This is a genomic window from Methylobacterium oryzae (genome assembly GCF_036441375.1).
Classification (GTDB): Bacteria; Pseudomonadota; Alphaproteobacteria; order Rhizobiales; family Beijerinckiaceae; genus Methylobacterium; species Methylobacterium oryzae_A.
The window spans coordinates 718,325-742,022 of record NZ_MLCA01000014.1 but is presented as its reverse complement, the minus strand read 5'-3'; the positions used below and the strand labels follow the sequence as shown (position 1 = coordinate 742,022).

Sequence of the window (23,698 nt, the reverse complement as noted above, 5' to 3'; positions counted from 1 at the left end):
TTTGGGTGTACCCGTGGCTCGGAAGTTCCTCGATTTAGCTGGTGGTGACGACCCGCTACGTTCACGACTTCAAGGGCGATGGGGTCCTTTGGTACATCCGGCAGATTCCCAAGCACGCTCAACCCCACCCTGCGGACTCTTGGACGCCGCAGAGATGTCGTGGGAGCCTTCAGGAGCCTGGAGCCGAACCTGCCGGCTGCCCACAGTGACACATACCTAGCGGTGGCACTGAGACCCGGCCTCGGATCCTCTGACTATGCAGTCACGCTGGGCACGATCCAGCCAAGCGCCTCAAGGCCGCTCATGGAGATTGGAGACAATCCCCGGTCCCGAGCGGCCCCGCTGAACCTGGTGGAGCATCATCCGCATCCCGAGAGCCGGAGGCAGATCCAGTACCAGCTTACACCGAAGGGTTATGCTCTCGCCTATAGAGTCGGGACGATGCTGCAAGGCCGCTGAGGCCCACGCCCTGGGCTAACCCGTTGAAGCTACATGCTCCTCAAATCTGAGGGACCGGATGAGCCTCGCGGCCGAACCGGGGGCACCACCAAGCGCCGACACCCCTTGTGGAACGCCGGGGCCGGGCGAAATCGAGGGGCCGCCCTGAGCCTCCGAGCGAGACCGGGGCGCCCTGTGAGCCTGACACCGCCTAGAATGGTAGCAGGCGCCCGGGAGGCGGCGGCGGGTCGCAGGCTATCGGAACCACTCTGACTCCCGCGGGGTTTGTGCCGATACGCCCGAGCCAGACCACCTAATGGACAGAGTGCCCATGAGCGCGCCTGTAAAGCCAGCCCTTGGCCTGATAGCCGCCTTCGCGGGTGGAGTTGCTATGACAGTGGCCTTCATTGGCCGCCCAACCACTCCACCGGAATCAGATGTAGCGCCCAAGCCTGGAAAGATGGCTGCCCTTGAGAGCACGTCACGCTCCCCTGAGGCTCCTCCTGCGACCGGCTCTCAGCCTTCGTCCGGTTCAAACGGGTGGGTCGATCCCGTCAAGCAAAGCTCGCAGACACCCTCCACGCGCTCGTCTCTGCCCCCGCTTGTATTCCATCTGGATGAGAAGGCGGATCGAGCGAAGAACGCCGCGTCACAGGAGGGTGAGCAGGATGGAGCACGTCAGGCTCAGCGTTCAATCGTGGCCCAGGTCTCTCCACCGCCTCGGCCCTCGTCGTCAGATCTCATGGCGAAGCCAGAGGCGCCAAGTCGCCCAATCCCAGCCGAAAAGCCGATTGAGCGAACCGCAACATCGAAACCCTCGGACGACCTAGCGGCCCGCAAGACACAGGCTCACAGACTTACGGCAAAGCTTGCCCACAAGCCTGAAACCGCGCGCATAGCCTCGAACGAGGACCCCGAAGACGACAGCAGCCCCGCAGTCGAGCGGCAGGTTCGCCGTGTCTATGTTCCAAGCCGGAGTACCGAGTATCCGCCAGACCGTCCCTATGGACGCCGCCTTGGCGAACTCCCTGACCGTTATGAGCGCGATGTAGGCTATCAGCCAAAACAGTACAGGAAGGAGGCCACGTCCACTCAGCCCGGCGGCGTTATGCGGTGGCTTGTGGAACGGTGAGCCTCCTGAGCGTGTAACGGACGGGGATCAGCATGGCAAAATTTAAGGCACTGCTATTTGGCGCGGCCGCCATTGTGTCTGCCTCACCTTCCTACGCCATTTCTACTCAAGAGATGAAGGATCGCACAGCGTTTATTGCTGATAGATATCTGCAAATCTGGTCCTCAGGTAACGTGAGCCCGGTGGCGGGCGTACCCTACATGTATGGGCGGACTGTCCTGTTTTATGGGAAGCCGTACACCCAGGCCGACCTCCAGGCCGAGAAGCGACGCGCCATCTCGCAGTGGCCTGTCCGGCACTATGTCCACCGCCCCGGCACCCTGCGGGTAATCTGCAATGCCGCCGCTCGGAAGTGTGCAGCTCGCTCCATCATCGATTTCACCGTTGCCAACCCCAACCGTGGGACACGCAAGAGTGGATCGGCGAAGTTTGACCTCGGCGTCAGTTTCGCAGGGCCGCACCCGGTCATACTCTACGAGGGTGGCAGCTTGAACACGCGGCGTTCCGGTGAGGGCGCAGGGGGCAACGGCTAGCTGACCCAGGTGTCACATCGGGTGAAACACATGCCCTTGGGCCGAAATCTGACTCGCGGCAGATCAACGACTTAGGATACCCGCCAGAGCCCTCAGGCGCCCTCCGCCGGCACCAGATTTCGCGACGGGCGGCCGCGCGGGCGCCTCCGGTCCCGAGGCCGTCGCCGCACCGGCGCGACACATCCGGCCCCACCCTGTCTCGCCGAGACCGGATCCCGTCGCGGACCGGCGCTTGACGCTGGGATGCCAGCGTGCCCTCCTGGCGGAAATAAAGAATTTACCGCGGAGGACGGTCTGCCATGGCGTTGATCCGGAGCTGCATCCTCTCGGCCGCGGTCAGCTTCGCCCTCCTCGCCGGACCGGCCGCCGCCGAGCCGATCCGCGTCAGGGTCGGCATCCTCAACGACATGTCGGGCGTCTACGCCGATACCGGCGGCAAGGGCTCCGTCGTCGCCGCCCAGATGGCGGTCGAGGATTTCGCCAGGACCGACCCGGACGTGCAGGTCGAGATCGTCTCGGCCGACCACCAGAACAAGCCCGATGTCGGCGCCGCCGTCGCCCGCCAGTGGTACGACCGCGACGGCGTGGACGCGATCCTCGACGTCCCGACCTCCTCGGTGGCGCTGGCGGTGAGCCAGGTCACCCGCGAGAAGAACAAGGTCTTCATCGACTCGGGGGCCGGCACCACGGAGCTGACCGGCAAGCAATGCTCGCCGAACACGATCCAGTGGACCTACGACACCTACGCCCTGGCGCACGGCACGGCCGGCGCCATGCTCAGGCGCGGCGGCGACACGTGGTACTTCCTCACCGCCGACTACGCGTTTGGCCTCTCGCTGCAGAGCGAGGCGAAGGCCGTGATCGACACGGGCGGCGGCCGCGTCCTGGGCGCGGCCCGCGTCCCGTTCCCCGCCACGGACTTCTCGTCGTTCCTGCTGCAGGCGCAGGCCTCGGGCGCGAAGGTGGTCGGCCTGGCCAATGCCGGCGGCGACACGGTCAACGCGGTCAAGCAGGCGCACGAATTCGGGCTGACCGACGGCGGCCAGAAGCTCGCCGCGCTGCTCATCTATGCCGTCGACGTCCACGCGATCGGCCTGCAGACCGCGCAGGGGCTGGTGCTGACCGAGTCGTTCTACTGGGATCTCAACCCGGGGACGCGGGCCTTCTCGGAACGCTTCTACCCGCGCAACGGCAACAGCATGCCGACGATGAACCATGCGGGCGTCTATGCCGGGCTCCTGCACTACCTGAAGGCGGTGGCGGCCACGAAGTCGACGGACCCGCAGAAGACCATGGCCTGGATGAAGGCCAACCCGACCAACGACCCGCTGTTCGGCAAGGGCGAGGTCCGGGCGGACGGGCGCAAGGTCCACCCGATGTACCTGTTCGAGGTGAAGGCGCCGTCCGAGTCGAAGGGCCCGTGGGACCTCTACAAGCTCCTCGACACGATCCCCGCCGCGCAGGCCTTCCGCCCCCTGGCCGAGGGCGGCTGCCCGCTCGTCGCCAGGCCGTAGGGACGGAGTCGACCGGCATGATGCGCGCGCTCGAGGGGCAGGTCGCCTGGGTGACGGGGGCCGGGTCCGGCATCGGACAGGCGGCCGCCCTGGCGCTGGCGAAGGCCGGGCTGCGGCTCGCGCTCACCGGACGGGGGCGGGAGGCCCTGGAGCACACCGCCGACCTCGTCCGCGCGGCGGGCGGGGACGCCCTGGTCGCCCCCGCCGACATGAGCGTGTCCGCTGCCGTGCAGCGCGCCTGGGCGGCGGTGGAGGCCGCCTACGGGCGCTGCGACCTGCTGGTGAATTCGGCGGGCCTCAACGTGCCGCAGCGGGGCTGGGACGCGATCACGCCGGCGGGCATCGACGCGGTGGTCGGCGCCAATCTCAACGGCCCGTTCTACGCGTCGCGGGCGGTGCTGCCGGCGATGCGCGCCCAGGGGAGCGGCCTGATCATCCACGTCTCCTCCTGGGCCGGCCGCTACGTCTCCAAGCTGACCGGGCCGGCCTATTCGGCGGCCAAGCACGGGCTGGTGGCGCTCTCGGAGAGCCTGAACCAGGAGGAATGCGGGCACGGCATCCGGTCCTGCTGCATCTGCCCCGGCGAGGTCGCGACGCCGCTGCTCGACAAGCGGCCGGTCCCCGTGACGGCGGACGACAAGGGGCGCATGCTGCAGGCGGAGGATCTCGCCGAGACGATCCTGTTCGTCGCCCGCCTGCCGGCCACCGTCTGCGTCAACGAGATCCTCATCAGCCCCACCTGGAACCGCGGCTATCTCGAAGGCGTGAAGCTCTGAGCGGCGTCGCCCCGGCGCGATCCGCGTCGGGCCGTCGCGACGCCGCGCCGGGAGCCCGGCCGGGACCCCGTCAGCGATAGGCTTTTCCGCCCTTCAGGATCGCCATCCGGCAGCCCGCGGTGTGGAGCGCCTGGCCGAGCGGGTCCACGATCCGAACATCGGGATGAGCCACCGCGAGCCACGCTCTCGCGAGCACAACCGCGCTCGCGGCCCGGGCTCTCGTCTGCTGAAGGACGCCGCTGGGCGCCTTCGCGGTACTGACATCCTGTAGAGGCTGGGAACCAGCATGTGTCCTTCGGCAAGCAGACCGCAATCCGCGCTCATCCTGCAAGGCAGGTTGGAAATCCGAGCGTGGCCGCGCGATCGTCCGGGCCGCCAATGCGCCTGCTGACACGTGCGGCCCGGGTCGAGGGCGGGCGGGGAGCGGGAGGCCGCCCGTCCGAGCGGTCGCGTCGGCCCCTCGCGCGGCGCGCGCCCGCTCATCCGCCGTTCAGGCGGGGCGACCGAAAGTCACCACAGTCAAGCTAGAGACAAGTATTTCTGGATTGTATCTCGTTTTATATCGAATAAATTCGCCACAAGCTGGGCCATTTCAAGATTAAAATTTGATGAATGCCGAGTTCAGAGCCGATTAAATCCGCCCCGCCTACCAGCGCCGCCGGAAGGCGATGAGACGCGTCTTCGCCGAACCGGTGGGGACAGCGGTCCGGCGGATCGCCGGGCCCCTCGGGGGCCGCATCGCGCACGACAGGGGGCGCGACCATGTCAGGGACCGAGGACGATCCAGGGATCCCGGGCGCGGCGGACGCGGCCGGAACGGTCGCCGCGGCCGCGCCGCGGGATCCGGCATCCCGCCCGGCACGACGGGCCGGCGGACCCGTCCGCCCGATCGGCGACGCGGCGCGGGACCGGATCGGGCGCGGCCTGCGCCTGCACTATGCCGGCGTCCTGGCCCTGCCGGTCCCGGACCGGCTCCGGACGCTGCTCGACGATCTCGCCGCCCGCTCCGACACGGAGGCCTCGCAATGACCCTGATGCTGCAAGCCGCTCCCGCGGGGAACGGGTCCGGTCCGGCGCCCCTCGGCGCCGACGCCGAGATGCGCGACCTCCTGCTGGGGGCAATCCCGGCGCTGCGGGCCTTCGCGTTCTCGCTGACCTACGATCTCGACCGCTCGGACGACCTCGTGCAGGACACGCTCGTGCGCGCCTGGGTCAACGCCGCCAGCTTCCGCCGCGGCACCAACCTGACCGCGTGGCTGTTCACGATCCTGCGGAACCTGTTCTACTCGGAGCAGCGCAAGCGCAAGCGCGAGGTGGAGGACGCCGACGGCGTCCATGCCGGGCGCCTGACCGCCCTCCCCGAGCAGGAGATCCGGATGGAGATGGCGCAGTTCCAGAGCGCGCTGAACCGCCTGCCGCCGGCCCAGCGCGAGGCGCTGGTCCTCGTCGGCGCCCAGAGCTTCACCTACGAGGAGGCCGCGGCGATCTGCGGCGTCGCCGTGGGCACGATCAAGAGCCGGGTCAGCCGCGCCCGGACGCGCCTGATCGAGGTGCTGGGCATGAACGGGACCGACGATATCGGCCCCGACCCGCAGACCCGCGCGGCCCTCGACGGTCCCTGAGGCCGCGAAGGCGCTAGGTGATGAGCTTGAGGACGTCGCGGAACCGCCGGTGCCGCGCCGTGCCGAGCCACTCGAACACCACCATCTCGGTGGTGACGATCTCGGCGCCGTGGGCCGCCATCCGGGCGAGCGCGGCCTCCCGGTTCTCGATCCGCCGCGCGCCCACGGCGTCGGCCACCACGCGGACGCGGCGGCCGGCCTCGATCAGCCCGAGAACCGTCTGAAGCACGCAGATATGCGCCTCGCAGCCGGTGACCACGGGGTCGCGATCCGCGGGCAGGCGCGCGAGGAAGCCGGGCGTGCGGGTCGCGCCGAAGCTCATCTTCGGGAAGGCCGTCCCGGGCTCGGGCGCCAAGGCCGGCATGGTCGGCCCGAGCCCGCCGGCATTCTGCTCGGTGACCAGGACCGGCACGTCGAGCAGTCGCGCGGCGGCGGTGAGGCGGCCCGCATTGGCGACGACCCCGGCCGCCTCGGCGATCGCCGGCATCAGCCGGACCTGAACGTCGACGACGAGGAGGAGCGAGCGGGCGGGGTCGATCAGCGGCATCGGTCTCTGCAACCTGCGGACGGGTTCCGTCAGGGACGGACGCGATCGCGAGCGCCGGACGGTCGGGGACTGTCCGGCGGGCGCGGTGCCTAGTAGGTCGCGAACAGCCGCGCCACCGCCTCCGGCTCCGCGGTGACGGTCAGCGCCAGGGCGAGCAGGATCCGGGCCTTCTGCGGGGTGAGGTTGTCGGCGCTGAGGATGCCGCGGCTGCGCAGGCGGGTGGTGAGCGGGACCACGCCGCTGCCGGCCCGGGTCGACATCACCACCACGATCCCGGCGGCGGCCGCCGCCTCCAGGGCCTCGGCCTCGGCGGGCGGGGTCATGCCCGGGGCGAGCCCGGCCGCGACGAGGCCGCGGGCGCCTGCGGCCTGGAAGGCGCGGACCGCGGTGCCGTCGGCATCGGCGTAGCCGTAGGCGACGTCGACCCGCGGCAGCGCCGACAGGGTGCGGATGTCGAAGGGCGTGCCCGGCGCGTGCGCCCGCTCGGAGCGGCGGTAGTAGCGGACGGACTCGCCGTCGACCTGGCCGAGCACGCCGAAATCCGGGGTCCGGAAGGTCTGGAGCCGGGCCACCGAGGTCTTGGTCACCTCGCGGGCCGCCTGGATCTCGTCGTTGAGCACCACCAGCACGCCGCGCCCGCGGGAGGCCGGCGCCGCCGCCGTGCGCACGGCCGCCACGAGGTTGAGCTTGGCGTCGGTGGAGAGGGCGCTCATCGGCCGCTGCGAGCCGACCAGCACCACCGGCAGATCCACCGTCAGGGTCAGGCTGAGGGCGTAGGCGGTCTCCTCCAGGGTGGCGGTGCCGTGCCCGATGACGATGCCGGCGAGATCCGGGTGCTCGGTCGCGAGGCGCTCGCACAGGCCGACGAGGTCGCGCCACTCGGCGAAGCCGATCGCCGGGCTCGGCACCGCCCGGAACGGCACCGGCACCAGAGCGGCGACGGTCGCGAGTTCCGGGACCGCGTCCAGGATGGCGCCGGCCTCGAGGCGCCGGTCGGTGGCGGTGTAGTCGAGGATGTCGAGGGTGTCGCGCCCGAGGGACGCGATCGTCCCGCCGGTGCCGATGAACGCGACCTTGGGCAATCCAGTCCCCGATCCTGCCGCCATGCCGTCTCTCCCGCCAGCCGATGCCCTGTGATGCCGCGTCCCGCGGCCGGGGTCGACCCCGGTGGCGCGCAGGCGGGCGATGCGCCGGGCGGGAGGCCCGCCGAGCGCGCCCCGGCCTCGCGCCGGGACNGCGCCCCGGCCTCGCGCCGGGACGGGCCGCGGCCTCAGCCGCGGAAGTCGAGCAGCAGGGCCGAGACGGCGCCGCTGTTGGCGGTGCCGCTCGCCCCGTGGCCCGCGCTGCCCGACTGGCCGCTCTGGAGCTGCTGGATGAAGGTGGACAGCGGGTCGTCCGCCGTCCGCGTCGCGGAGGTGGAGGAGGTCCCGCTCTCTGTTCTGCCGGAGGCGGCGTCGCCCGGCGGCGGACCGGGCGGCGGCCCGGCCGGCGACCATCGCGGCGCGGGGAGCGGCGATGGCGCGGTGGACGAGACGGAACTCGTGGACGGGGCTCGGGTCACGGAGGAGCCGGATTCGCCCGGCGGCGGGTCCGTGTGCGAATTACCCACGCGGTTCTTGGAGCCGCGTTTCCGCGCGCTCGGATCCCCGTCGCGGTCATGGAAGCCGGATCTGCCCGGAGCCGGTGCCGCGGGCGCGATCGGGAACCCCGATCGCGCCGCTCAGAGGCTCGCGGCCATGCGCAGCGGCGGCGCCTCGGCCGGGCGTGCCGCGGCCTCCGCGTGGCCGTAGAGGCCGCGGTGCTTGGGGTTCGGCGAGAGCCGGTCGGTCAGGCCGATCACCGTCTCGGCGGCGCCCAGCAGGAGCGCGCCCTCCGGGGCGAGCTGCGCCGCGAGCCGGGCCAGGACGTCCGACTTGGTCGGCGCGTCGAAGTAGATCAGCACGTTGCGGCAGTAGATCACGTCGAACTGGCCGAGCGAGGCGAAACTGTGCAGCAGGTTGAGCTGGCGGTAATCGACCATGCTGCGCAGGCTCTGAGCGATCTGCCACTGCTCGCCGACCTGGGTGAAGTACTTGATCAGCCACTGCACCGGCAGGCCGCGCTGGACCTCGAAATGGCTGTACAGCCCGAGCTTGGCCTTCTCGATCACCTCGGTGGACAGGTCGGTGGCGACGATCTCCACCTGCCAGCCGGCGAGCCGCGGCGCCGCCTCCTGGAGGAGCATCGCCAGCGAGTACGGCTCCTGCCCGGTCGAGGCCGCCGCGCACCAGATCCGCAGCCGGCGGCGGCCGGCATTGCGCGCCAGCACGTCCGGCAGGAGCGTGTCGCGGAACAGGTCGAAGGGGATCCGGTCGCGGAAGAAGAAGGTCTCGTTCGTGGTCATGGCCTCGACCACGGCCCGCTCGATCGTGCTGTTCTGGGCGAGCTTGAGGGCGCCGATCAGGTCGCCGAGGCTGGCGAGTCCGAAGCGGCGACAGACCGGGGTCAGCCGACTCTCCACGAGGTAGCGCTTCTCCGGCGTCAGCGCGAGGCCGGAGCGCTGCTTCAGGAAGGTGCGCAGGAATTCGAACTCGAGCTCGGTCATGCCGGCTGCCCCGTGATCAGGGCGCGCAGCGCCGTCGCGAGTTCGGGCAGCGGCAGCACGGCCTCGGCCAGCCCGGCCCGCGCGACGCTGCCCGGCATGCCCCAGACCGTGCTGGTGGCCTCGTCCTGGGCGAGGACCGGGCCGCCGGCCTCGGTGAGCGCCCGGGCGCCGTTGGTCCCGTCCGAGCCCATGCCGGTGAGGATCACGGTCGCGGTGGCGGCGCCGAACACGACCGCCGCGTCCTTGAACAGGACGTCGACCGCGGGGCGGCAGAAATTCACCGGCGGGCCGTCGGTGAGCTTGATGATCGGACCGCCGGCCCCGGCGGCCAGCCCCATGTGGCGGCCGCCCGGGGCCACGTAGATCCGGCCCGGCTCGACCCGCTCCTCGGCCTTGCCCTCGGCCGCCGGCAGCCCGGTGCGGGTGGCCAGGTGCTCGGCGAAGACCGCCGTGAAGATCGGCGGCATGTGCTGGACGATCAGGACCGGCAGGCGGCGCAGGGCGGCCGCGCCGATCCCCTCCAGCATCTCGCCCACCGCGCGCGGTCCGCCGGTCGAGGAGCCGATCAGCAGGGCCCGGGGCTGGGTGCGGTTGCGGACCTTGGGCCGCAGCGTGAAGGGGGTGGCCGGGCGCGCCGCGGCGGCCGGCGCCGNCGTGGTGCCCCGGGGCGGGCGCGGCGGCCGGGCGCCGGTTCCGCGCGCGGGCGGATCCGAACACGCGGACGCGCTCGATCAGCTCGACCCGGAACGTGTCCGAGGTGGTGACGCCGCGGCTGCTCTCCGGCTTGGCGATGTAGTCCACCGCCCCGAGGGCGAGGCATTTCAGCGAGATGTCGGCGTTGCGCGTCGTCAGCGTCGACATCATCACGACCTGCACGCTCGGGCTCATGGCGAGCATGCGCGGCAGCGCGGTCGTGCCGTCGAGTTCCGGCATCTCGATGTCGAGCAGGACCACGTCCGGGTCGTGCTTGGCCATCAGCTCCAGGGCGATCCGGCCGTTCGAGGCCGTGCCGACGAGCTCGAACCCGGCCTCGCCGATCCAGCGGGCGACGAGGCCGCGCACCACGGCCGAGTCGTCGGCCACGAGCACACGGATCGCCGTGGCCGATGAGGTCGTGCTCTGGGTTGGCGGCATACGCAGCGGGGCAACCGCGGGACTCAGGGCCATGATGATTGCCTCGGGTGCAGGGTCGCGGGGCTCGGGCCGCGGGTCAGGGAGCAGGCGATCAGGCCGCGTCGGCGACGAGTCCGACCTGTTCGAGCTTGGCCGTCAGGATGTCGCGGTCGAAGGGCTTCATGATGTACTCGTCCGCCCCCGCCCGGAGGGCGCGGGCGATCGCCCCGACATCGTTCTCGGTGGTGCAGAACAGGACCTTCGGCACGCCCCCGCCCTCGCTCTGGCGCAGGGCCTGGAGGAAGGCGTAGCCGTCCATGTTCGGCATGTTCCAGTCGAGCAGGATCGCGTCGGGCATGCTGGCCGCGCAGGCTTCGAGGGCGGCGCTGCCGTCCTCGGCCTCGCTGACATTCATGCCGAGATCCTCGATGATCCGCCGGGCGACCTTCCGGATCACCGCGGAATCGTCCACCACCAGGCAGGTGGTCTCGTGGGGCGCCTTCATCGACCTCTCCCTCAAGCCGCCTTGGCGCCGGCGGGCGTGAAGCCGAGGAGCGCGTCCACGTCGAGGATCACCAGGAGCCGCCCGTCGAGGCGGTGGACGCAGGTGGCGAGGTCGCGGAAGCGCGGATCCAGGTTGATCGGCACCGCCTCGCGGCTGTCGGCGCCGAGCTTGAGCACCTCGCCGACGCCGTCGACCACCAGCGCGAAGGTCTCGCCGGCCTGCTCCAGGCCGATCGCCATCTTCGGGCTGGCCTTGGTGCCGTCCGCCTCGGCCTCCGCGTCGGGCAGGCCCAGGCGCCGGCGCAGGCTCATGGCCGTCACGACCCGGCCGCGCAGGTTCAGGAGGCCGACGATCTCGGCCGGCGCCAGGGGAACCGGCGTCACGCCCGACGGGACGAAGACGTCGTGGACCCGCTCGATCGCCAGGCCGAACAGCGTCTCGCCGACGAAGACCGTGACGAAGTCGTCGGTGGCGCCGGTCTCGACGCCGTTGGTGGTGGCACCGCTGGTGTTGGCGTTGGCAGCCTGCATCGGAACTCTCCGGATTCGTTCGTCGCGATCGTCACGATCGGCTTCGGGCGATCAGCTTGGGGCGATCAGCTTGGGGCGATCGGCTTGGAGCGATCGGCTTGGAGCGATCGGCCTGGGTCGATCGCCCTGGGGCGGGCGGCGCGGAGGCTCAGGCGGCTTTCGACACCGTGGCGGCGCCGATCTCGGCCAGCGCCGAGATCAGGCCGCTGCGGTCGAACTTCGCCACGAGGTCGCTGATCGCCAGCGCCCGCGCCTTCTCCACCGCGTCGGCGCCGATCGCGCCGGTGAGGCCGATCACCGGGAGCCCGGCGAGGCGCGGCTCGGCCCGCCGCATGGCGGCGACGAGGTCGAAGCCGCTGCGGCCCGGCATCTCCAGGTCGGTGACCACCACCTCGATCTGCGGGTCGGACTGGAGGGTCGACAGCGCCGTCTCCGCGCTCGCCGCCGTGACCACCTGGTAGCCGGCCGCCTTGAGCACCGGGCTCAGCATGTCGCGGAAGAAGGCCGAATCGTCGACCAGCAGGATCGTGGAGATCTGCTCGGGCCGCTTCAGGCCGCGCGCCCAGTCGTCGTAGGCCAGCGGCAGGAAGTGGGCGATGTTGATGATGTCGGTCGCCCGGCCCCGCAGCACCGCCGAGCCGATCAGGTCCGAGCGGTCGGCCGCGATCTCGATGTCGAGGCGCTCCTCGACGATGTCGACGATCTCGTCGACCACGAGGCCCATGGCGCGCTCGCCGTCGGAGAACACCACCAGGGCCTGCGTCCCCTCCGACTTGATGGTGATCGCCGCGTCCGCCGGGACCAGGGGCATCAGGCGCCCGCGGTACTGGATCAGCGCGCGGCCGCCGAGCCACTCGACCTTGGCGCACTCGATCTCCTCGAGGCGGGTGACCAGCGACAGCGGCACCGCCTTGAAGCTGCCCTGGCCGCCCTTGAACACCAGGAGCGTGGTCTTGGTGTCGGCCATCTCGACCGCCTCGTCGGCGTCGGCGTCGATGTGGCCGCCGCTGCCCTGGACGCCCTGCGCCACCTGGCGGGCCACGCCGTTGGGATCGACGATCAGCACCACGGCGCCGTCGCCGAGGATCGTGTTGCCGGCAAACATCGGGATGTGCCGCAGCTTCACCGACATCGGCTTCACGACGATCTCCTCCGTGTGGAAGACCTCGTCGACGAGGATGCCGAAGCGCTCGCGCCCGACCTGGGCGACCACCACGAAGCCGGCCTGATCCGTCTCCGCGCCCGGGCTCGACTGGCCGAGCAGGCCGGTGAGCGAGACGATCGGCAGGAGCCGCTCGCGCAGGCGCAGCACCGGCGCGCCGTTGATGTGCTCGACCCGCTGCGCCCCGGCATCGACCCGGACCAGCTCCAGAACCGCCACCTGCGGCAGGGCGAAGCGGTGCTCGCCGGCCCGCACGATCAGGGCGGCCACGATGGCGAGCGTCAGCGGGATCTTGATGGTGAAGGTGGTGCCGCGGCCCGCCGTCGTGGCGATGTCGATCAGGCCGCCGATGGTCTCGATGTTGGTCTTGACCACGTCCATGCCGACGCCGCGGCCCGAGACCGAGGTCACCGCCGCCGCCGTCGAGAAGCCGGCGTGGAAGATGAACTTGGCGACCTGGGCGTCGGTCATCCGCTCGATATCGGCCTGGGAGGCCAGCCCGCGCTCCGCCGCCTTCTTGCGGATGGCCGCGAGGTTCAGGCCCTTGCCGTCGTCGGCGATCTCGATCGTGATCGTGCCGCCCTCGTGGTAGGCGGCGAGCCGGATCGTGCCGCGGGCGGGCTTGCCCGCCGCCACGCGCTCGGCGGTCGATTCGAGGCCGTGGTCGGCCGAGTTGCGGACCATGTGGGTCAGCGGGTCCTTGATGACCTCGAGGACCTGCCGGTCGAGCTCGGTCTCGTTGCCGACCATCACGAGGTCGATCTGCTTGCCGAGTTCGGCCGAGAGGTCGCGCACCACGCGCGGCAGCTTCTGCCACGCGTTGCCGATCGGCTGCATGCGCGTCTTCATGACGCCTTCCTGCAGCTCGGCCGTGACGTGCGACAGCCGCTGCAGCGGGACCTTGTAGCTCGAATCCTCGTGCCGGCGGGCGATCTCGAGGAGCTGGTTGCGGGTCAGCACCAGCTCCGAGACCATGGTCATCAGGTGCTCGAGCGTGTCGACGTTCACCCGGATCGTCTGGTTCTTGGCGGCGGCGGTCGTCTCGCCCTCGACGGCCTCGGCCTTCTCGGCGCGCGCCGGCTCGGCCTTCTCGGCGCTGCCGGGGCCGAAGACCAGCGACAGGCCGGACGCGGCCGCTGGCGCGACCGGTGGCAGGAAAGCGCTCCGGATCGCGGCGGCCTCGTCGGTCCGCTGGTCGATCTCCGCCCCCTTATCCTGCCCGTTATCCTGGCCGTCGGCCGGGCGCGGCGGCTGGTCGAACCGGACGAGCCGGTCGAGCACGTAGACCGGCCGCGGCGGCAGCGAGCGCAGGTGCGAGATATCGAGGGGCATCGAGACGAACCGCTCGTCGGACGCCGCCGGCGCCGCGACGGCCGCCGGGATCTGTGCGGCCTCGGCGGGCTGCGCCTCCAGCGCGGACCAGGCGTCCACGGACGACCAGTCGGCGCCGTCGAACCAGGGCTGGACCTCGGACCAGTCCGGCAGGTCCGACCAGTCGCGGGCCGGGGCCTCGGCGGCCGGCTCGGTCACCTCGGCGACGGCCTGCGCGGCCGCGACCGGGGCGATCGCCGCCGTGGAGGGGGGCCGGAGCGGGGGCGACGGCGGCCGCAGGCGCAGGCATCGGGGCCGGGGCGGCCGGCGGTGGCGGGAGGAAATCCGATTCGTCCGGACCGGGGGCGGCCAGGAAGGCGGCCTCCAGGTCGTCCAGGGAGACCTCGCCGGGCTTCAGCTCGCGGACCACCGGGTCGGGCAGGACCGGCTCGGGCGGCGGCGGCGGGGCGGCGGCCTCCGGCTCGGGCGAGCCCTCGGCCATGCGCTCCAGGGCGGAGATGAGATCGTCGTCCGAGCCCGAGGGCTCCGTGCCGGTGGCCTCCAGATCGGCCAGGATCGCCTTCAGCCGGTCCAGCGTCAGCAGGATCAGGGTGACGGAATCCGACGTGGCGGGCAGCCCGTCGCGGAAGCGACCCATCAAGGTCTCGGCGGCGTGCGCCAGAGCTTCCAGCCGCGGGAGACCGAGGAACCCGCAGGTTCCCTTGATCGTGTGCACGAGTCGGAAAATGTTCCGCAGAATAGTCTCGTTGTTCGGATCCTGCTCGAATCGAACCAATTCTGCATCGACCGTGTCGAGATGCTCCCCGCTCTCGGTCAGAAACTCGCGAAGCAGGTCGTCCATAGGCGCTACTCGTTACGCGGAGAAGGTCTCGCGCAACCTACTTACTCGCGCGGGGTTAGGGAAGCGTTTCCATCCCGGCCCCGCGCGGCACCTTTTTCAGAGTTTCACGCCAGCGCCGTGTCCGAAGCTTCTCCATCGGAGTCTTCGGACGCGTCGATCACTGCGGGCGTGGCGGTGATAGTCACTTCATCGCCCTCGATGGCGAAGCGGACATCCATGGCGGCGGCCCGGGCCACGAGGCCCGCGTAGAACGGCAGGATGCCGTGGGCGTCGACGGTGCCGCTCTCGGGGCTGCCGGCCATCAGCTCCTCGACGTGGGGCGGGATGCGGGCGTGCGAGCCCTTGGCCTTCAGCACCAGCGTGGGCGCCTCGCCGTCGCCGGAGACGACGACGTCGATCAGGCCGCCCCGGGGAATCGCCGAGGTCGCGACCATCACGAGATTGAGCAGGAGCTTGACCTTGTTCTTCGGGAACAGCGCCTGCGGGGCGCTCCAGGTCAGCTTGGTCTTCTCGTCGGAGAACATGCCCTTAGCCACGCTCTCGGCGTCGGCGAGGTCGATCGAGGCGCCGGCCGAGCCGGCGGCCCCGAAGGCGATGCGGGCGAATTTCAGCCGCGCCGAGGCCTGACGGGCGCTCTTCCCGATCAGCTCCAGGGCGAAGGTCCGCATCGATTCGTCCTGGTCGTCCTCCAGGACCTCGAGCCCGTTCACGATCGCGCCGACGGGGCTGATCACGTCGTGGCAGACGCGGGAGCAGAGCAGGGCGGCGAGGTCGAGGCCGTCGAGATTCAGGGTGGGCGAGGTCGGGGAGGACATGGTGCGCTCCGGGCGGGCGGATCGGAAATGCGGACGTCTGCGGGCCGGGGCCCCGGTCGGGGCTGCCGGTTCCCGGCCGCCCGGTTCTCGGCCGCCCAGTCCTCGGCCGCCCCTGCGGCGATCGAGTCGCCCGAAGGGATCCCGCGCGGCCCGCGGGCCGGACCGGGGGCGACGACCGGTCCGCACGGATAGACGCCACGGCCGGCTTTGAAAAGCGTTACCGGATCGGACGGAAGGCCGGGCCGGGCGCCGATTCCGGGGCCGCGCGGCCCCGCGCGCGCCGCCGCGGCCCTGTCNGCGGGCGGCCACCCGGTCGCCCGAGCGGCTCGTCGCCCTGCTGGAGCAGCCGCCGGACGCGGCGAGCCGGGACATCATCGCGCGGCAGCGCGCGGTCGGCGCCGCCTGCGGGGCGAATCCCGACCTCGCCGAGGTCGGCCGGCGGCTGCGCGCCAACCGGGAGGCGCACGCCCTCCTGGTCGCCCTGGCCGATCTCGGCGGCTGCTGGAACCTCGACGCGGTGACCCGCGCCCTGTCGGCCTTCGCGGACGCCTCGGTGAGCGCGGCGGTCGAGGCGCTCCTCCGGCAGGGGATGGCGGCCGGGCGGTACCGGCCCCGGAACCCGGAGGCGCCGCAGGACGGGTCCGGCCTGATCGTGCTGGGCCTGGGCAAGCTCGGCGGCTGCGAGCTGAACTACTCCAGCGACATCGACCTCGTCGTCTTCTACGAGGCCGAGCCCGCCGCCGCGGCGACCGGCGGCGATCCGAAGCCCTTCCTCGTCAAGCTGGCGCAGGGGCTGGTGAAGCTCCTGGCCGACCGGACCGCCGACGGCTACGTCCACCGCATCGACTACCGCCTGCGGCCGGACCCGGGCTCGACCGCGGTGGCGCTCTCCACCGGCTTCGCCTTCGACTACTACCAGACGCTCGGCCAGAACTGGGAGCGCGCGGCCTTCATCAAGGCCCGGCCGATCGCCGGCGACATCCCGGCGGGCGAGGCCTTCCTGGCGGAGCTGGCGCCGTTCATCTGGCGCCGGCACTTCGACTTCCCGGCCATCGCCGAGATCCACGCCCTGAAGCGGCAGATCCACATGGTCCGCGGCCACGAGACCATCGCGGTCGGCGGCCACGACATCAAGATCGGCCGCGGCGGCATCCGGGAGATCGAGTTCTTCGTCCAGACCCAGCAGCTCGTCTTCGGCGGACGCAAGCCCGCCCTGCGGGGCCGCCGGACCGTCGCGATGCTCGGCGAGCTCGTCGCGGAGGGCTGGATCGACGGGCGGGCGCGGGACGAGCTCACCGCGGCCTACGACTTCCTGCGCACCCTCGAGCACCGGATCCAGATGGTCCGGGACGAGCAGACCCAGCGCCTACCCACCGGGACCGAGGCGCTGACCGCGCTCGCCCTGTTCGCGGGCTTCCCCGACCTGCCGGCCTTCGAGGCGGCCCTGCTCCACCACGCCGGCCGGGTCCAGGCGCACTACGCCCTGCTGTTCGAGGCGGAGCCGGAGGCCGGCGCGGACGGGGCCGCCCTGGTCCTCGGCGCGAGCGAGCCGGAGCCCGAGACCCTGGCGCGGCTCGGCGCCTTCGGGTTCCGGGACCCGCCCCTGGCCTGGGAGACCGTGCAGGGCTGGCATCTCGGGCGCCGCCCGGCCCTGCGGACCGGCCGGGCCCGGGAGATCCTCGCCGAGATGCTGCCGGCGCTGCTGCGGGCGCTCGGCGGGACCGCCGATCCGGACGCGGCGCTCCTCGCCCTCGACCGGGCCTTCGCGCGGATGCCCGCGGTGGCCGAGCTCCTCGCCATCCTGCGCTCGCACGAGCGCCTGCGCCTGCTGTTCGCCGACATCCTGGGGACGGCGCCGCGCCTTGCCGACACGGTCGGCCTGAGCCCGCACGTCCTCGACACCGTGCTCGACGCCGACTTCGTGACGCCGACCACGGATCCCGGAGAGGTCCGCGCCCAGTACCGGGCGCTCCTGGGCCGGCCGGCGAGCCACGAGGAGAGCCTCGACCGCTGCCGCGACGCCACGCGGCAGATGGCCTTCGTCACCGGCGCCCGCCTGCTGTCGGGCATCCTCACCCCGCGCCAGGCCGGGGAGGCCTACGCGGCGATCGCCGAGGCCACGGTGGCGCTGAGCCTGGAGGCGGAGGAGCGCCGCTTCGCCCTGGACCACGGCGCGGTGCCGGCGGGGCGCTGCTGCATCCTGGCGCTCGGCCGCCTCGGATCCCGCCAGCTCAGCGCCGAATCCGACCTCGACCTCGTGTTCCTGTACGATTTCGACCCGGAGAACCGCACCAGCGACGGACGGCGTCCCCTCGACGCCGTGGTGGCCTACAACCGGCTGGCGCAGCGCGTGTTCGCGGCGCTCACCACGGCCACGCGGCGCGGCCGGCTCTACGCGGTCGACCTGCGGCTGCGGCCCTACGGCAGCCACAGCCCGCCCGCCGTGCAGCTCAGCGGCTTCACGGCCTATCACGGCGGCGAGGCGGAGCTCTGGGAGCACATGGCGCTCGCCCGCGCCCGGGTCGTGGCCGGCGACGCCACCCTGGCGGCCGACGTCACGGCCGCGATCGCCGGGATCCTCCGGCAGCCGCGCGAGACCGCCGCCGTCTGCGCCGAGGCGGGCGCGATGCGGGCCCTGGTCGCGCGGGAGCGGGGCCATGCCGGCCCCTACGACCTGAAGCTCGCCCCCGGCGCGCTGTTCGACCTCGACTTCCTGGCCCAGGCGATCGTGCTGAGCCAGGCCCACGACTGGCCGGGCTGCATCGGCCTCGGCGCGGAGGCGCTGTTCCGGCAGGCGGCGGCGCGCGGCCTCCTGCCCGCGGCGGCGGGCGAGGCCCTCGCCGAGACCTACGGGTTCCTCGACGCCGTCTACCAGTGGCAGCGGCTCGTGATGGCCGATCCCGCCGCCGAGCCGTCCGAGACCGCGTCCCGGCAGATCGCCAAGGCGGTGGGCCTCCCGGACGCGCGCGGCCTCGCGGCGGAGCTGCGCCGCCACCGCCGCCGGAGCCGGGCCCTGCTGGCGCGGATCCGGCGGACGGTGCGGATGCCGGGGCGGATGCCGGCCGCCGCGCGGGAGCCGCCGGAGCGCGGATGAGGCGGCGCTCCGGCCCGTGGCCGTCGACATTCACGCCCCGCTCGGGCATTCAGGGCGGTCTTGGGAGGCACCATGACGGGCGCGGCGACGATCTCGGGACCGGAGCGTGAGCGGATCGCCGCGGCGCTCGCCGAGATCGCCTGCGCGGCGGGGGAGATCCTGCGCCGCTACCACCGGGGGCCCTGCCCCCACGCTCTGAAGCCGGACGGCTCACCCTCCAGCGCCGCCGACGTCGAGGCCGAGGACCTGATCGTCGACGCCCTCGCCGGGCGCTTCCCCGGGATCGCGGTCGTGGCCGAGGAGCGCGCCCAGGGCGACAGCGCGCGCCCGGCCGACCTCTTCTTCCTCGTCGACCCCCTGGACGGCACCCGCGACTTCCTCGCCGGGACGCCGGACTACTCGGTCAACATCGCGCTGGTTTCCGGCGCCCGCCCGGTGGCGGCCGCGCTGGCGGCCCCCGGCCTCGGCCGGGTCTGGTGGGCCGGCCCCGCGACCCTGGAAGGCCCCGTGTGAATCCGTCGCGGCCGGATGCGACGCATATCGCCGTGCGGGACGAGAGCGGCACAGGTCCATCGCACGAACCGTTAATCGAACCGGGCGAGGAGGCAACGATGACGGCACCAGACGATCGCGGCACCGACCGCCGCTCCCTCCTGCGCGCGGGCCTCGGCCTGGCGCTCGGCGCTCCCCTGAGCGCCGCCCTGATCGGCCTCGGCGCCGCGGGCGCGGCCCGCGCGGCCGGCGAGGATCTCGACACGCCCGAGACCTTCCGGCCCGGCGAGATCGTGGAATCCGGCCACCGGTTCTTCGGCACGGTGTCGCGCGGCCTCGCGCTCACCGTCGAGGAGGCGGGCCGGCGCTGGGGCGAGCCCAACGGCTACATCCTCGGCCAGGAGGGCGGCGGCGCCGTGGTGGCGGGCGTCCGCTACGGCGAGGGCACGCTCTACACCCGGAACGCCGGCAAGCGCCGCATCTACTGGCAGGGCCCGTCCCTCGGCTTCGATGTCGGCGGCGACGGCGCCCGCACCATGATGCTGGTCTACAACCTGCCCAACGTGCGCGACCTGTACCGCCGCTTCGCCGGCGTCGACGGCTCGGCCTACCTCGTGGGCGGCTTCGGGATGACCGCCGTGGTCAACGACCGGGTCATCGTGGTGCCGATCCGCAGCGGCGTCGGCGCGCGGCTCGGGATCAATGTCGGCTATCTGAAGTTCACCCGTGAGCCCACCTGGAACCCGTTCTGATCCGGCACGCGGTCGGAACGCGTTCTGATTGACCGGCGCCGCGGGATTTCACCCTCGCGGCCAACCTGGGCTAGAGTGAAGACGGGTCGGGTTTTCCGGCCGGATGCGCGGGCTGCACCCTCGTGATCGAAACGGTGATGATCTTCGCGCTGGGCTTCCTGGCAGCGAGCCTGTGCGGCCTGCTGCTGCTGCCGGCCCTCAACGCGCGCGCCGCGCGGCTGGAGCGGCGCCGGGCCGAGGCGCGCCTGCCCCTGTCGCCGGCCGAGATCGCCGCGGAGCGCGACTTCCTGCGCGCGCAGTTCGCCGTGCAGCAGCGCCGCCTGGAGCGCCGGGTCGAGACCGTCGAGGCGCGGCGTCAGGCCGACATGGCGGCGATCGGGGCCGGGACGATGCGGGTCGCCGCCCTGGCGCGCGACGTCGCGGCGCGCGAGGCCGAGATCGCCCAGGTCCAGGCCAAGACCCGGGAACTCGAGACCGAACTGGCGCTCGCCCGCGAGGACGGGAGCGCGAGCCTCGCCACGCTCCAGGCCCTGGAGGACGCCCATGCCGACCTGCTCGACAGCCTCCTGGCGCTCCGGCAGGGCACGGCCCCGGCGACGGACGCCGCCGCGCTGGCGGCCGAGCGCGACGATCTGCGCGCGAGCCTGAAGGCGGCCGAGGACGCCCTGGCGCTGACCCTGGCCGACCGGCAGAACGACCGGTCCGGAAGTCAGCAGCCGGACCGGCAGGCCGGCATCGAGCGGGAGAACGCCGACCTGCGTCGGCGAATCGTCGAGGTCGCCGACGCGCTCACGGCCCCGAGCCGGATGCCCCGCGCCGCGTCGGCGATGCCGCAGCCTGAGCGGGTCTGAGCGGATCAGCCCCTGGAGGCGGGCGCTCGGCGACCGGATCGCAGCCGAAAACCTGCGATGACTGCCTTGTTTCGACCACGCAAAGGCATCATCGCAACGCCGACGCGTCCTGCATTCACAACTTCGACAGATGGTACGGATCCCCATGCGCCTGAAGCCGATCGCCCTCGCCGTCGCGGCGACCGTTGCCCTGACGCTGCCGGCAGCGGCGCAGCAGACGAAGCGCGGCAATGAGACCCTGAAGAAGTACTGCACCGGTGATTACCTGACCTACTGCGGCAACCTGGCCCCCGACGATCCGGCCACCGATGCCTGCTTCCAGAAGAACTGGAAGAAGCTCAGCGAGAACTGCCGCCGGGCGATCGACGCCTACGAGGCCGAGCAGCAGCAGAACGCCCCCGCCAAGAACCGGCAGGGCTCGCAGGGCGGCCGGGAGCGGCGGGGCTGACGCTCCCCGGCCGACCGCGCGGGCGGGAGACCCGGGCACGGGCGCCCGGCCGCGGGCCGAGTCCGGCCTGTGGCGGACGGGCGCTCGCGCCGGCGCGCGGCAACGGCTAAGGTGGCGCTCCCGCCGGCCCTCGCGTGCCGGTGCCGAGCCCGCCGGACCCTCGCGCGATGTTGTCGAAACCCGGAGCCGGATCCGGCCTCGGTGCGCGCGGGCGACGAGCTCTCCGCGGCGGCAGTCCCGCCGGGCGGCACCGACGCGCCGGTGGAGACCAGCCGCGGCGCGCGGCGGGGCTACCGCGTGCCGAAGGAGCCTTTCATTCTGGATCCGCTGCTGTAGAGGGCGGAGGCCGGCACGCCGTCGCGGTGCCGCGCGCCCGGTGCCCCGGTCCGATCCGGTCATCGGCGCGCGCCCGCCGCGGCCAGCGGCGGGCTGTTTCACGGGAAACAGCCCGCACTCCGGCACGGACGAGACACGGCAACGAGACACGGCCGAGATGCACCACTTCCACTATCGCGACGGCCGCCTGCACGCCGAGGATGTCGACCTGACCGGCCTCGCCGCGGAGGTCGGCACCCCGTTCTACTGCTACAGCACCGCCACGCTGGAGCGGCACTACCGCGTCTTCGCGGAGGCCTTCGCGGCCGACGACGCGCTGGTCTGCTTCGCCATGAAGGCGAACTCGAACCAGGCGGTCCTGCGCACCCTCGCGGCCCGGGGCGCCGGGATGGACATCGTCTCGGGCGGCGAGCTGCGGCGCGCGCTTGCGGCCGGGGTGAATCCCGACAAGATCGTGTTCTCGGGGGTCGGCAAGACCCGCTCCGAGATGGAGGCGGCGCTCCGGGCGGGCATCCTCTGCTTCAACGTCGAGAGCGAGCCGGAGCTCGCGGTCCTGTCCGAGGTGGCCGTGGGCCTCGGCCTCAGGGCGCCGGTCTCGATCCGGGTGAACCCCGACGTCGATGCCGGCACGCACGCCAAGATCTCCACCGGCAAGTACGAGAACAAGTTCGGCATCCCGATCACCCGGGCGCCGGCGGTCTACGCCGCCGCTTCCGCCCTGCCGGGCATCGCGGTGCACGGCGTCGACATGCATATCGGCAGCCAGATCACCGACTTGGCGCCCTTCGCCGACGCCGCGCGGCTGCTCGCCGGCCTCGCCCGGGAGCTGATGGCGGCCGGCCATCCCCTGCGCCACATCGATTTCGGCGGCGGCCTCGGCATCCCCTACCGCGACGACAACGCCCCGCCGCCGGACCCGGCCGCGCTGGCCGCGACCCTGCGGCCCCATTTCGCCCCGCTCGGCCTGCGGCCGGTCTTCGAGATTGGCCGAATGATCGTCGGCAATGCCGGGATCCTGGTGACGCGGGTGCTCTACGTGAAGCACAGCGAGGGGCGCACCTTCGTGATCGTCGACGCGGCGATGAACGACCTGATCCGCCCGACCCTGTACGAGGCCTATCACGCCCTGCGGCCGGTCACTGAGCCGGGGCCCGAGACGCCGCGCCTCGTCGCCGACGTGGTCGGCCCGGTCTGCGAGAGCGGCGACTATCTCGCCCTCAACCGCGAGATGCCGGAGGTGAAGCCCGGCGACCTGATCGCCGTGATGAGCGCCGGCGCCTACGGGGCGGTGCAATCCTGCACCTACAACACGCGGCCGCTGGTGCCGGAGGTTCTAGTGCGGGGCGATCGGGCGGCCGTGGTGCGCCCGCGCCTCGACGTCGACGCGCTGATCGCCTTCGACCGGGTGCCGGACTGGCTGGCGTGAGCCGCGCTCCGGCGGGCGCCGCTTCCACGCCGGCCCCGGGATCCGACGGGCCCCTGCCGCTGTCGGTCTTCATCATCGCCCACAACGAGGTGGACCGGATCGGCGCGACGATCCGGGCGGTGCGCGGCCTGACCGACGACCTCGTGGTGGTCGATTCGGGCTCCACGGACGGCACGCAGGCGCTGGCCGAGTCTCTGGGCGCGCGGGTGCTGCACAATCCCTGGCCGGGCTACGGTCCGCAGAAGCGCTTCGCCGAGGAGCAGTGCCGGCACGTCTGGCTCCTGAACCTCGACGCCGACGAGGTGGTGCCGCCGGAGCTGGCCCGGGAGATCCGGGGCCTCTGGGCCGCGGGCGAGCCGCGCCGGCCGGCGTGGCGGATCGGCATCGCGGAGATCTTTCCCGGCGAGGGCCGGCCGCACCCGCTCGCCTACACGCTGACGCCGGTCCGGCTCTACCGGAAGGATTGGGGCCGCTACGCCGCCTCGCCGGTCCACGACCGGGTGGCGCTGGAGCCCGGGGTGAGCCCGGGGCGCCTGAAGGGCGTGATCCACCACTTCTCGGTGCGCTCGCTCGGCGACCAGCTCGACAAGCTGAACCGCTACTCCGACCAGCAGGCGGACGACCTGGACGCGCGGGGCGTGGTGATCCCGACCTGGCGGGTGTTCGTCGAGCTGCCGGGCAATTTCCTGAAGGCCTATCTCGGGCGCCGCCATTTCGTGCGGGGCACCTACGGCTTCCTGACGGCGATGAACTACGCGATCTCGCGGCATCTGCGCGTCGCCAAGCACGTGGAGCGCCGCCGCGTGGCCGCCGCCCGCCAGGATCGGGTTGACCCGCCGGATCCGACCTTCTAGA

Annotated in this window: 20 protein-coding genes and 4 pseudogenes; 13 read left to right on the top strand and 11 right to left on the bottom strand. The window is 72.2% G+C overall.

Features of this window, described 5'->3' with window-relative positions; translation table 11 throughout:
* Nucleotides 1–1,602 precede the first annotated feature (1,602 nt).
* The 3 genes from MOTC310_RS27175 to MOTC310_RS27165 all read left to right on the top strand — a co-directional run bounded on the left by MOTC310_RS27175 (nt 1,603) and on the right by MOTC310_RS27165 (nt 4,393).
* Nucleotides 1,603–2,103 carry a hypothetical protein gene (locus MOTC310_RS27175; RefSeq protein ID WP_331303989.1) on the top strand — a complete coding sequence of 167 codons (501 nt, stop codon included), beginning with the start codon at nt 1,603–1,605 and terminating at the stop codon, nt 2,101–2,103.
* Nucleotides 2,104–2,402: 299 nt separating this feature from the next.
* Nucleotides 2,403–3,617, top strand: coding sequence for an ABC transporter substrate-binding protein (locus MOTC310_RS27170; protein ID WP_331303988.1), 1,215 nt, complete (start codon nt 2,403–2,405; stop codon nt 3,615–3,617).
* Between the two features lie 17 nt (nt 3,618–3,634).
* Complete coding sequence (locus MOTC310_RS27165) at nt 3,635–4,393, top strand: SDR family oxidoreductase (protein ID WP_331289434.1); 759 nt, start codon at nt 3,635–3,637, stop codon at nt 4,391–4,393.
* A gap of 70 nt (nt 4,394–4,463) precedes the next feature.
* On the opposite strand, the gene MOTC310_RS27160 is transcribed toward MOTC310_RS27165, so the two are convergent.
* The gene (locus MOTC310_RS27160; protein ID WP_331289433.1) at nt 4,464–4,589 is read right to left on the bottom strand and encodes a hypothetical protein; all 126 of its coding nucleotides are present in this window, start codon (nt 4,587–4,589) and stop codon (nt 4,464–4,466) included.
* A 566-nt stretch (nt 4,590–5,155) separates the two neighbouring features.
* On the opposite strand from MOTC310_RS27160, the gene MOTC310_RS27155 reads away from it, so the two are divergent.
* Entirely contained in the window at nt 5,156–5,422 is a 267-nt protein-coding gene (locus tag MOTC310_RS27155) for a NepR family anti-sigma factor (protein ID WP_331303987.1), read from the top strand.
* Nucleotides 5,419–6,015, top strand: coding sequence for a sigma-70 family RNA polymerase sigma factor (locus MOTC310_RS27150; protein ID WP_331289431.1), 597 nt, complete (start codon nt 5,419–5,421; stop codon nt 6,013–6,015). Before MOTC310_RS27155 ends, MOTC310_RS27150 begins: the two co-directional genes overlap by 4 nt.
* A gap of 13 nt (nt 6,016–6,028) precedes the next feature.
* Here the strand turns inward: MOTC310_RS27150 and MOTC310_RS27145 are convergent, their stop codons facing one another.
* The 10 genes and pseudogenes from MOTC310_RS27145 to chpT all read right to left on the bottom strand — a co-directional run bounded on the left by MOTC310_RS27145 (nt 6,029) and on the right by chpT (nt 15,444).
* The gene (locus MOTC310_RS27145; protein ID WP_331303986.1) at nt 6,029–6,562 is read right to left on the bottom strand and encodes an isochorismatase family protein; all 534 of its coding nucleotides are present in this window, start codon (nt 6,560–6,562) and stop codon (nt 6,029–6,031) included.
* 89 nt (nt 6,563–6,651) lie between these two features.
* On the bottom strand, nt 6,652–7,668 hold the full coding sequence (locus MOTC310_RS27140; RefSeq protein ID WP_331303985.1) for an asparaginase: 1,017 nt from the start codon (nt 7,666–7,668) through the stop codon (nt 6,652–6,654).
* A 164-nt stretch (nt 7,669–7,832) separates the two neighbouring features.
* Entirely contained in the window at nt 7,833–8,123 is a 291-nt protein-coding gene (locus MOTC310_RS27135; RefSeq protein WP_331303984.1) for a hypothetical protein, read from the bottom strand.
* A 159-nt stretch (nt 8,124–8,282) separates the two neighbouring features.
* Complete coding sequence (locus MOTC310_RS27130; protein WP_020094379.1) at nt 8,283–9,146, bottom strand: CheR family methyltransferase; 864 nt, start codon at nt 9,144–9,146, stop codon at nt 8,283–8,285.
* Nucleotides 9,143–10,313 (bottom strand): annotated as a pseudogene (gene cheB, locus MOTC310_RS27125) (chemotaxis-specific protein-glutamate methyltransferase CheB). The gene MOTC310_RS27130 and the pseudogene cheB overlap by 4 nt, the downstream one beginning before the upstream one ends.
* 58 nt (nt 10,314–10,371) lie before the next feature.
* Nucleotides 10,372–10,764, bottom strand: a complete 393-nt coding sequence (locus tag MOTC310_RS27120) for a response regulator (protein WP_043352407.1) — start codon at nt 10,762–10,764, stop codon at nt 10,372–10,374.
* 11 nt (nt 10,765–10,775) lie between these two features.
* A complete protein-coding gene (locus MOTC310_RS27115; RefSeq protein WP_331289422.1) occupies nt 10,776–11,294 on the bottom strand; it encodes a chemotaxis protein CheW in 519 nt (172 codons plus the stop codon).
* A 148-nt stretch (nt 11,295–11,442) separates the two neighbouring features.
* Nucleotides 11,443–13,941 carry a hybrid sensor histidine kinase/response regulator gene (locus MOTC310_RS27110; RefSeq protein WP_419539969.1) on the bottom strand — a complete coding sequence of 833 codons (2,499 nt, stop codon included), beginning with the start codon at nt 13,939–13,941 and terminating at the stop codon, nt 11,443–11,445.
* A gap of 97 nt (nt 13,942–14,038) precedes the next feature.
* Nucleotides 14,039–14,629, bottom strand: a pseudogene (locus MOTC310_RS27105) (Hpt domain-containing protein); the annotation flags it as partial.
* 104 nt (nt 14,630–14,733) lie between these two features.
* Entirely contained in the window at nt 14,734–15,444 is a 711-nt protein-coding gene (gene chpT / locus MOTC310_RS27100; RefSeq protein ID WP_331289420.1) for a histidine phosphotransferase ChpT, read from the bottom strand.
* A gap of 298 nt (nt 15,445–15,742) precedes the next feature.
* Between chpT and MOTC310_RS27095 the strand changes: the two are divergent.
* The 8 genes and pseudogenes from MOTC310_RS27095 to MOTC310_RS27060 form a co-directional block, all read left to right on the top strand.
* A pseudogene (locus MOTC310_RS27095) lies at nt 15,743–18,538 on the top strand (bifunctional [glutamine synthetase] adenylyltransferase/[glutamine synthetase]-adenylyl-L-tyrosine phosphorylase); the annotation flags it as partial.
* A 72-nt stretch (nt 18,539–18,610) separates the two neighbouring features.
* Nucleotides 18,611–19,048 (top strand): annotated as a pseudogene (locus MOTC310_RS27090) (inositol monophosphatase family protein); the annotation flags it as partial.
* Between the two features lie 101 nt (nt 19,049–19,149).
* Nucleotides 19,150–19,782 (top strand): DUF1134 domain-containing protein, encoded by a 633-nt coding sequence (locus tag MOTC310_RS27085; protein WP_331303982.1) that lies wholly within the window; start codon nt 19,150–19,152, stop codon nt 19,780–19,782.
* Nucleotides 19,783–19,919: 137 nt separating this feature from the next.
* Nucleotides 19,920–20,633 (top strand): hypothetical protein, encoded by a 714-nt coding sequence (locus MOTC310_RS27080; protein ID WP_331303981.1) that lies wholly within the window; start codon nt 19,920–19,922, stop codon nt 20,631–20,633.
* Nucleotides 20,634–20,778: 145 nt separating this feature from the next.
* Entirely contained in the window at nt 20,779–21,081 is a 303-nt protein-coding gene (locus tag MOTC310_RS27075) for a 3',5'-cyclic-nucleotide phosphodiesterase (RefSeq protein WP_331303980.1), read from the top strand.
* A 201-nt stretch (nt 21,082–21,282) separates the two neighbouring features.
* Entirely contained in the window at nt 21,283–21,417 is a 135-nt protein-coding gene (locus tag MOTC310_RS27070; RefSeq protein WP_331304135.1) for a hypothetical protein, read from the top strand.
* Between the two features lie 157 nt (nt 21,418–21,574).
* Entirely contained in the window at nt 21,575–22,843 is a 1,269-nt protein-coding gene (gene lysA / locus MOTC310_RS27065) for a diaminopimelate decarboxylase (protein ID WP_331303979.1), read from the top strand.
* The gene (locus MOTC310_RS27060; protein WP_331303978.1) at nt 22,840–23,697 is read left to right on the top strand and encodes a glycosyltransferase family 2 protein; all 858 of its coding nucleotides are present in this window, start codon (nt 22,840–22,842) and stop codon (nt 23,695–23,697) included. Before lysA ends, MOTC310_RS27060 begins: the two co-directional genes overlap by 4 nt.
* Nucleotide 23,698 lies beyond the last annotated feature (1 nt).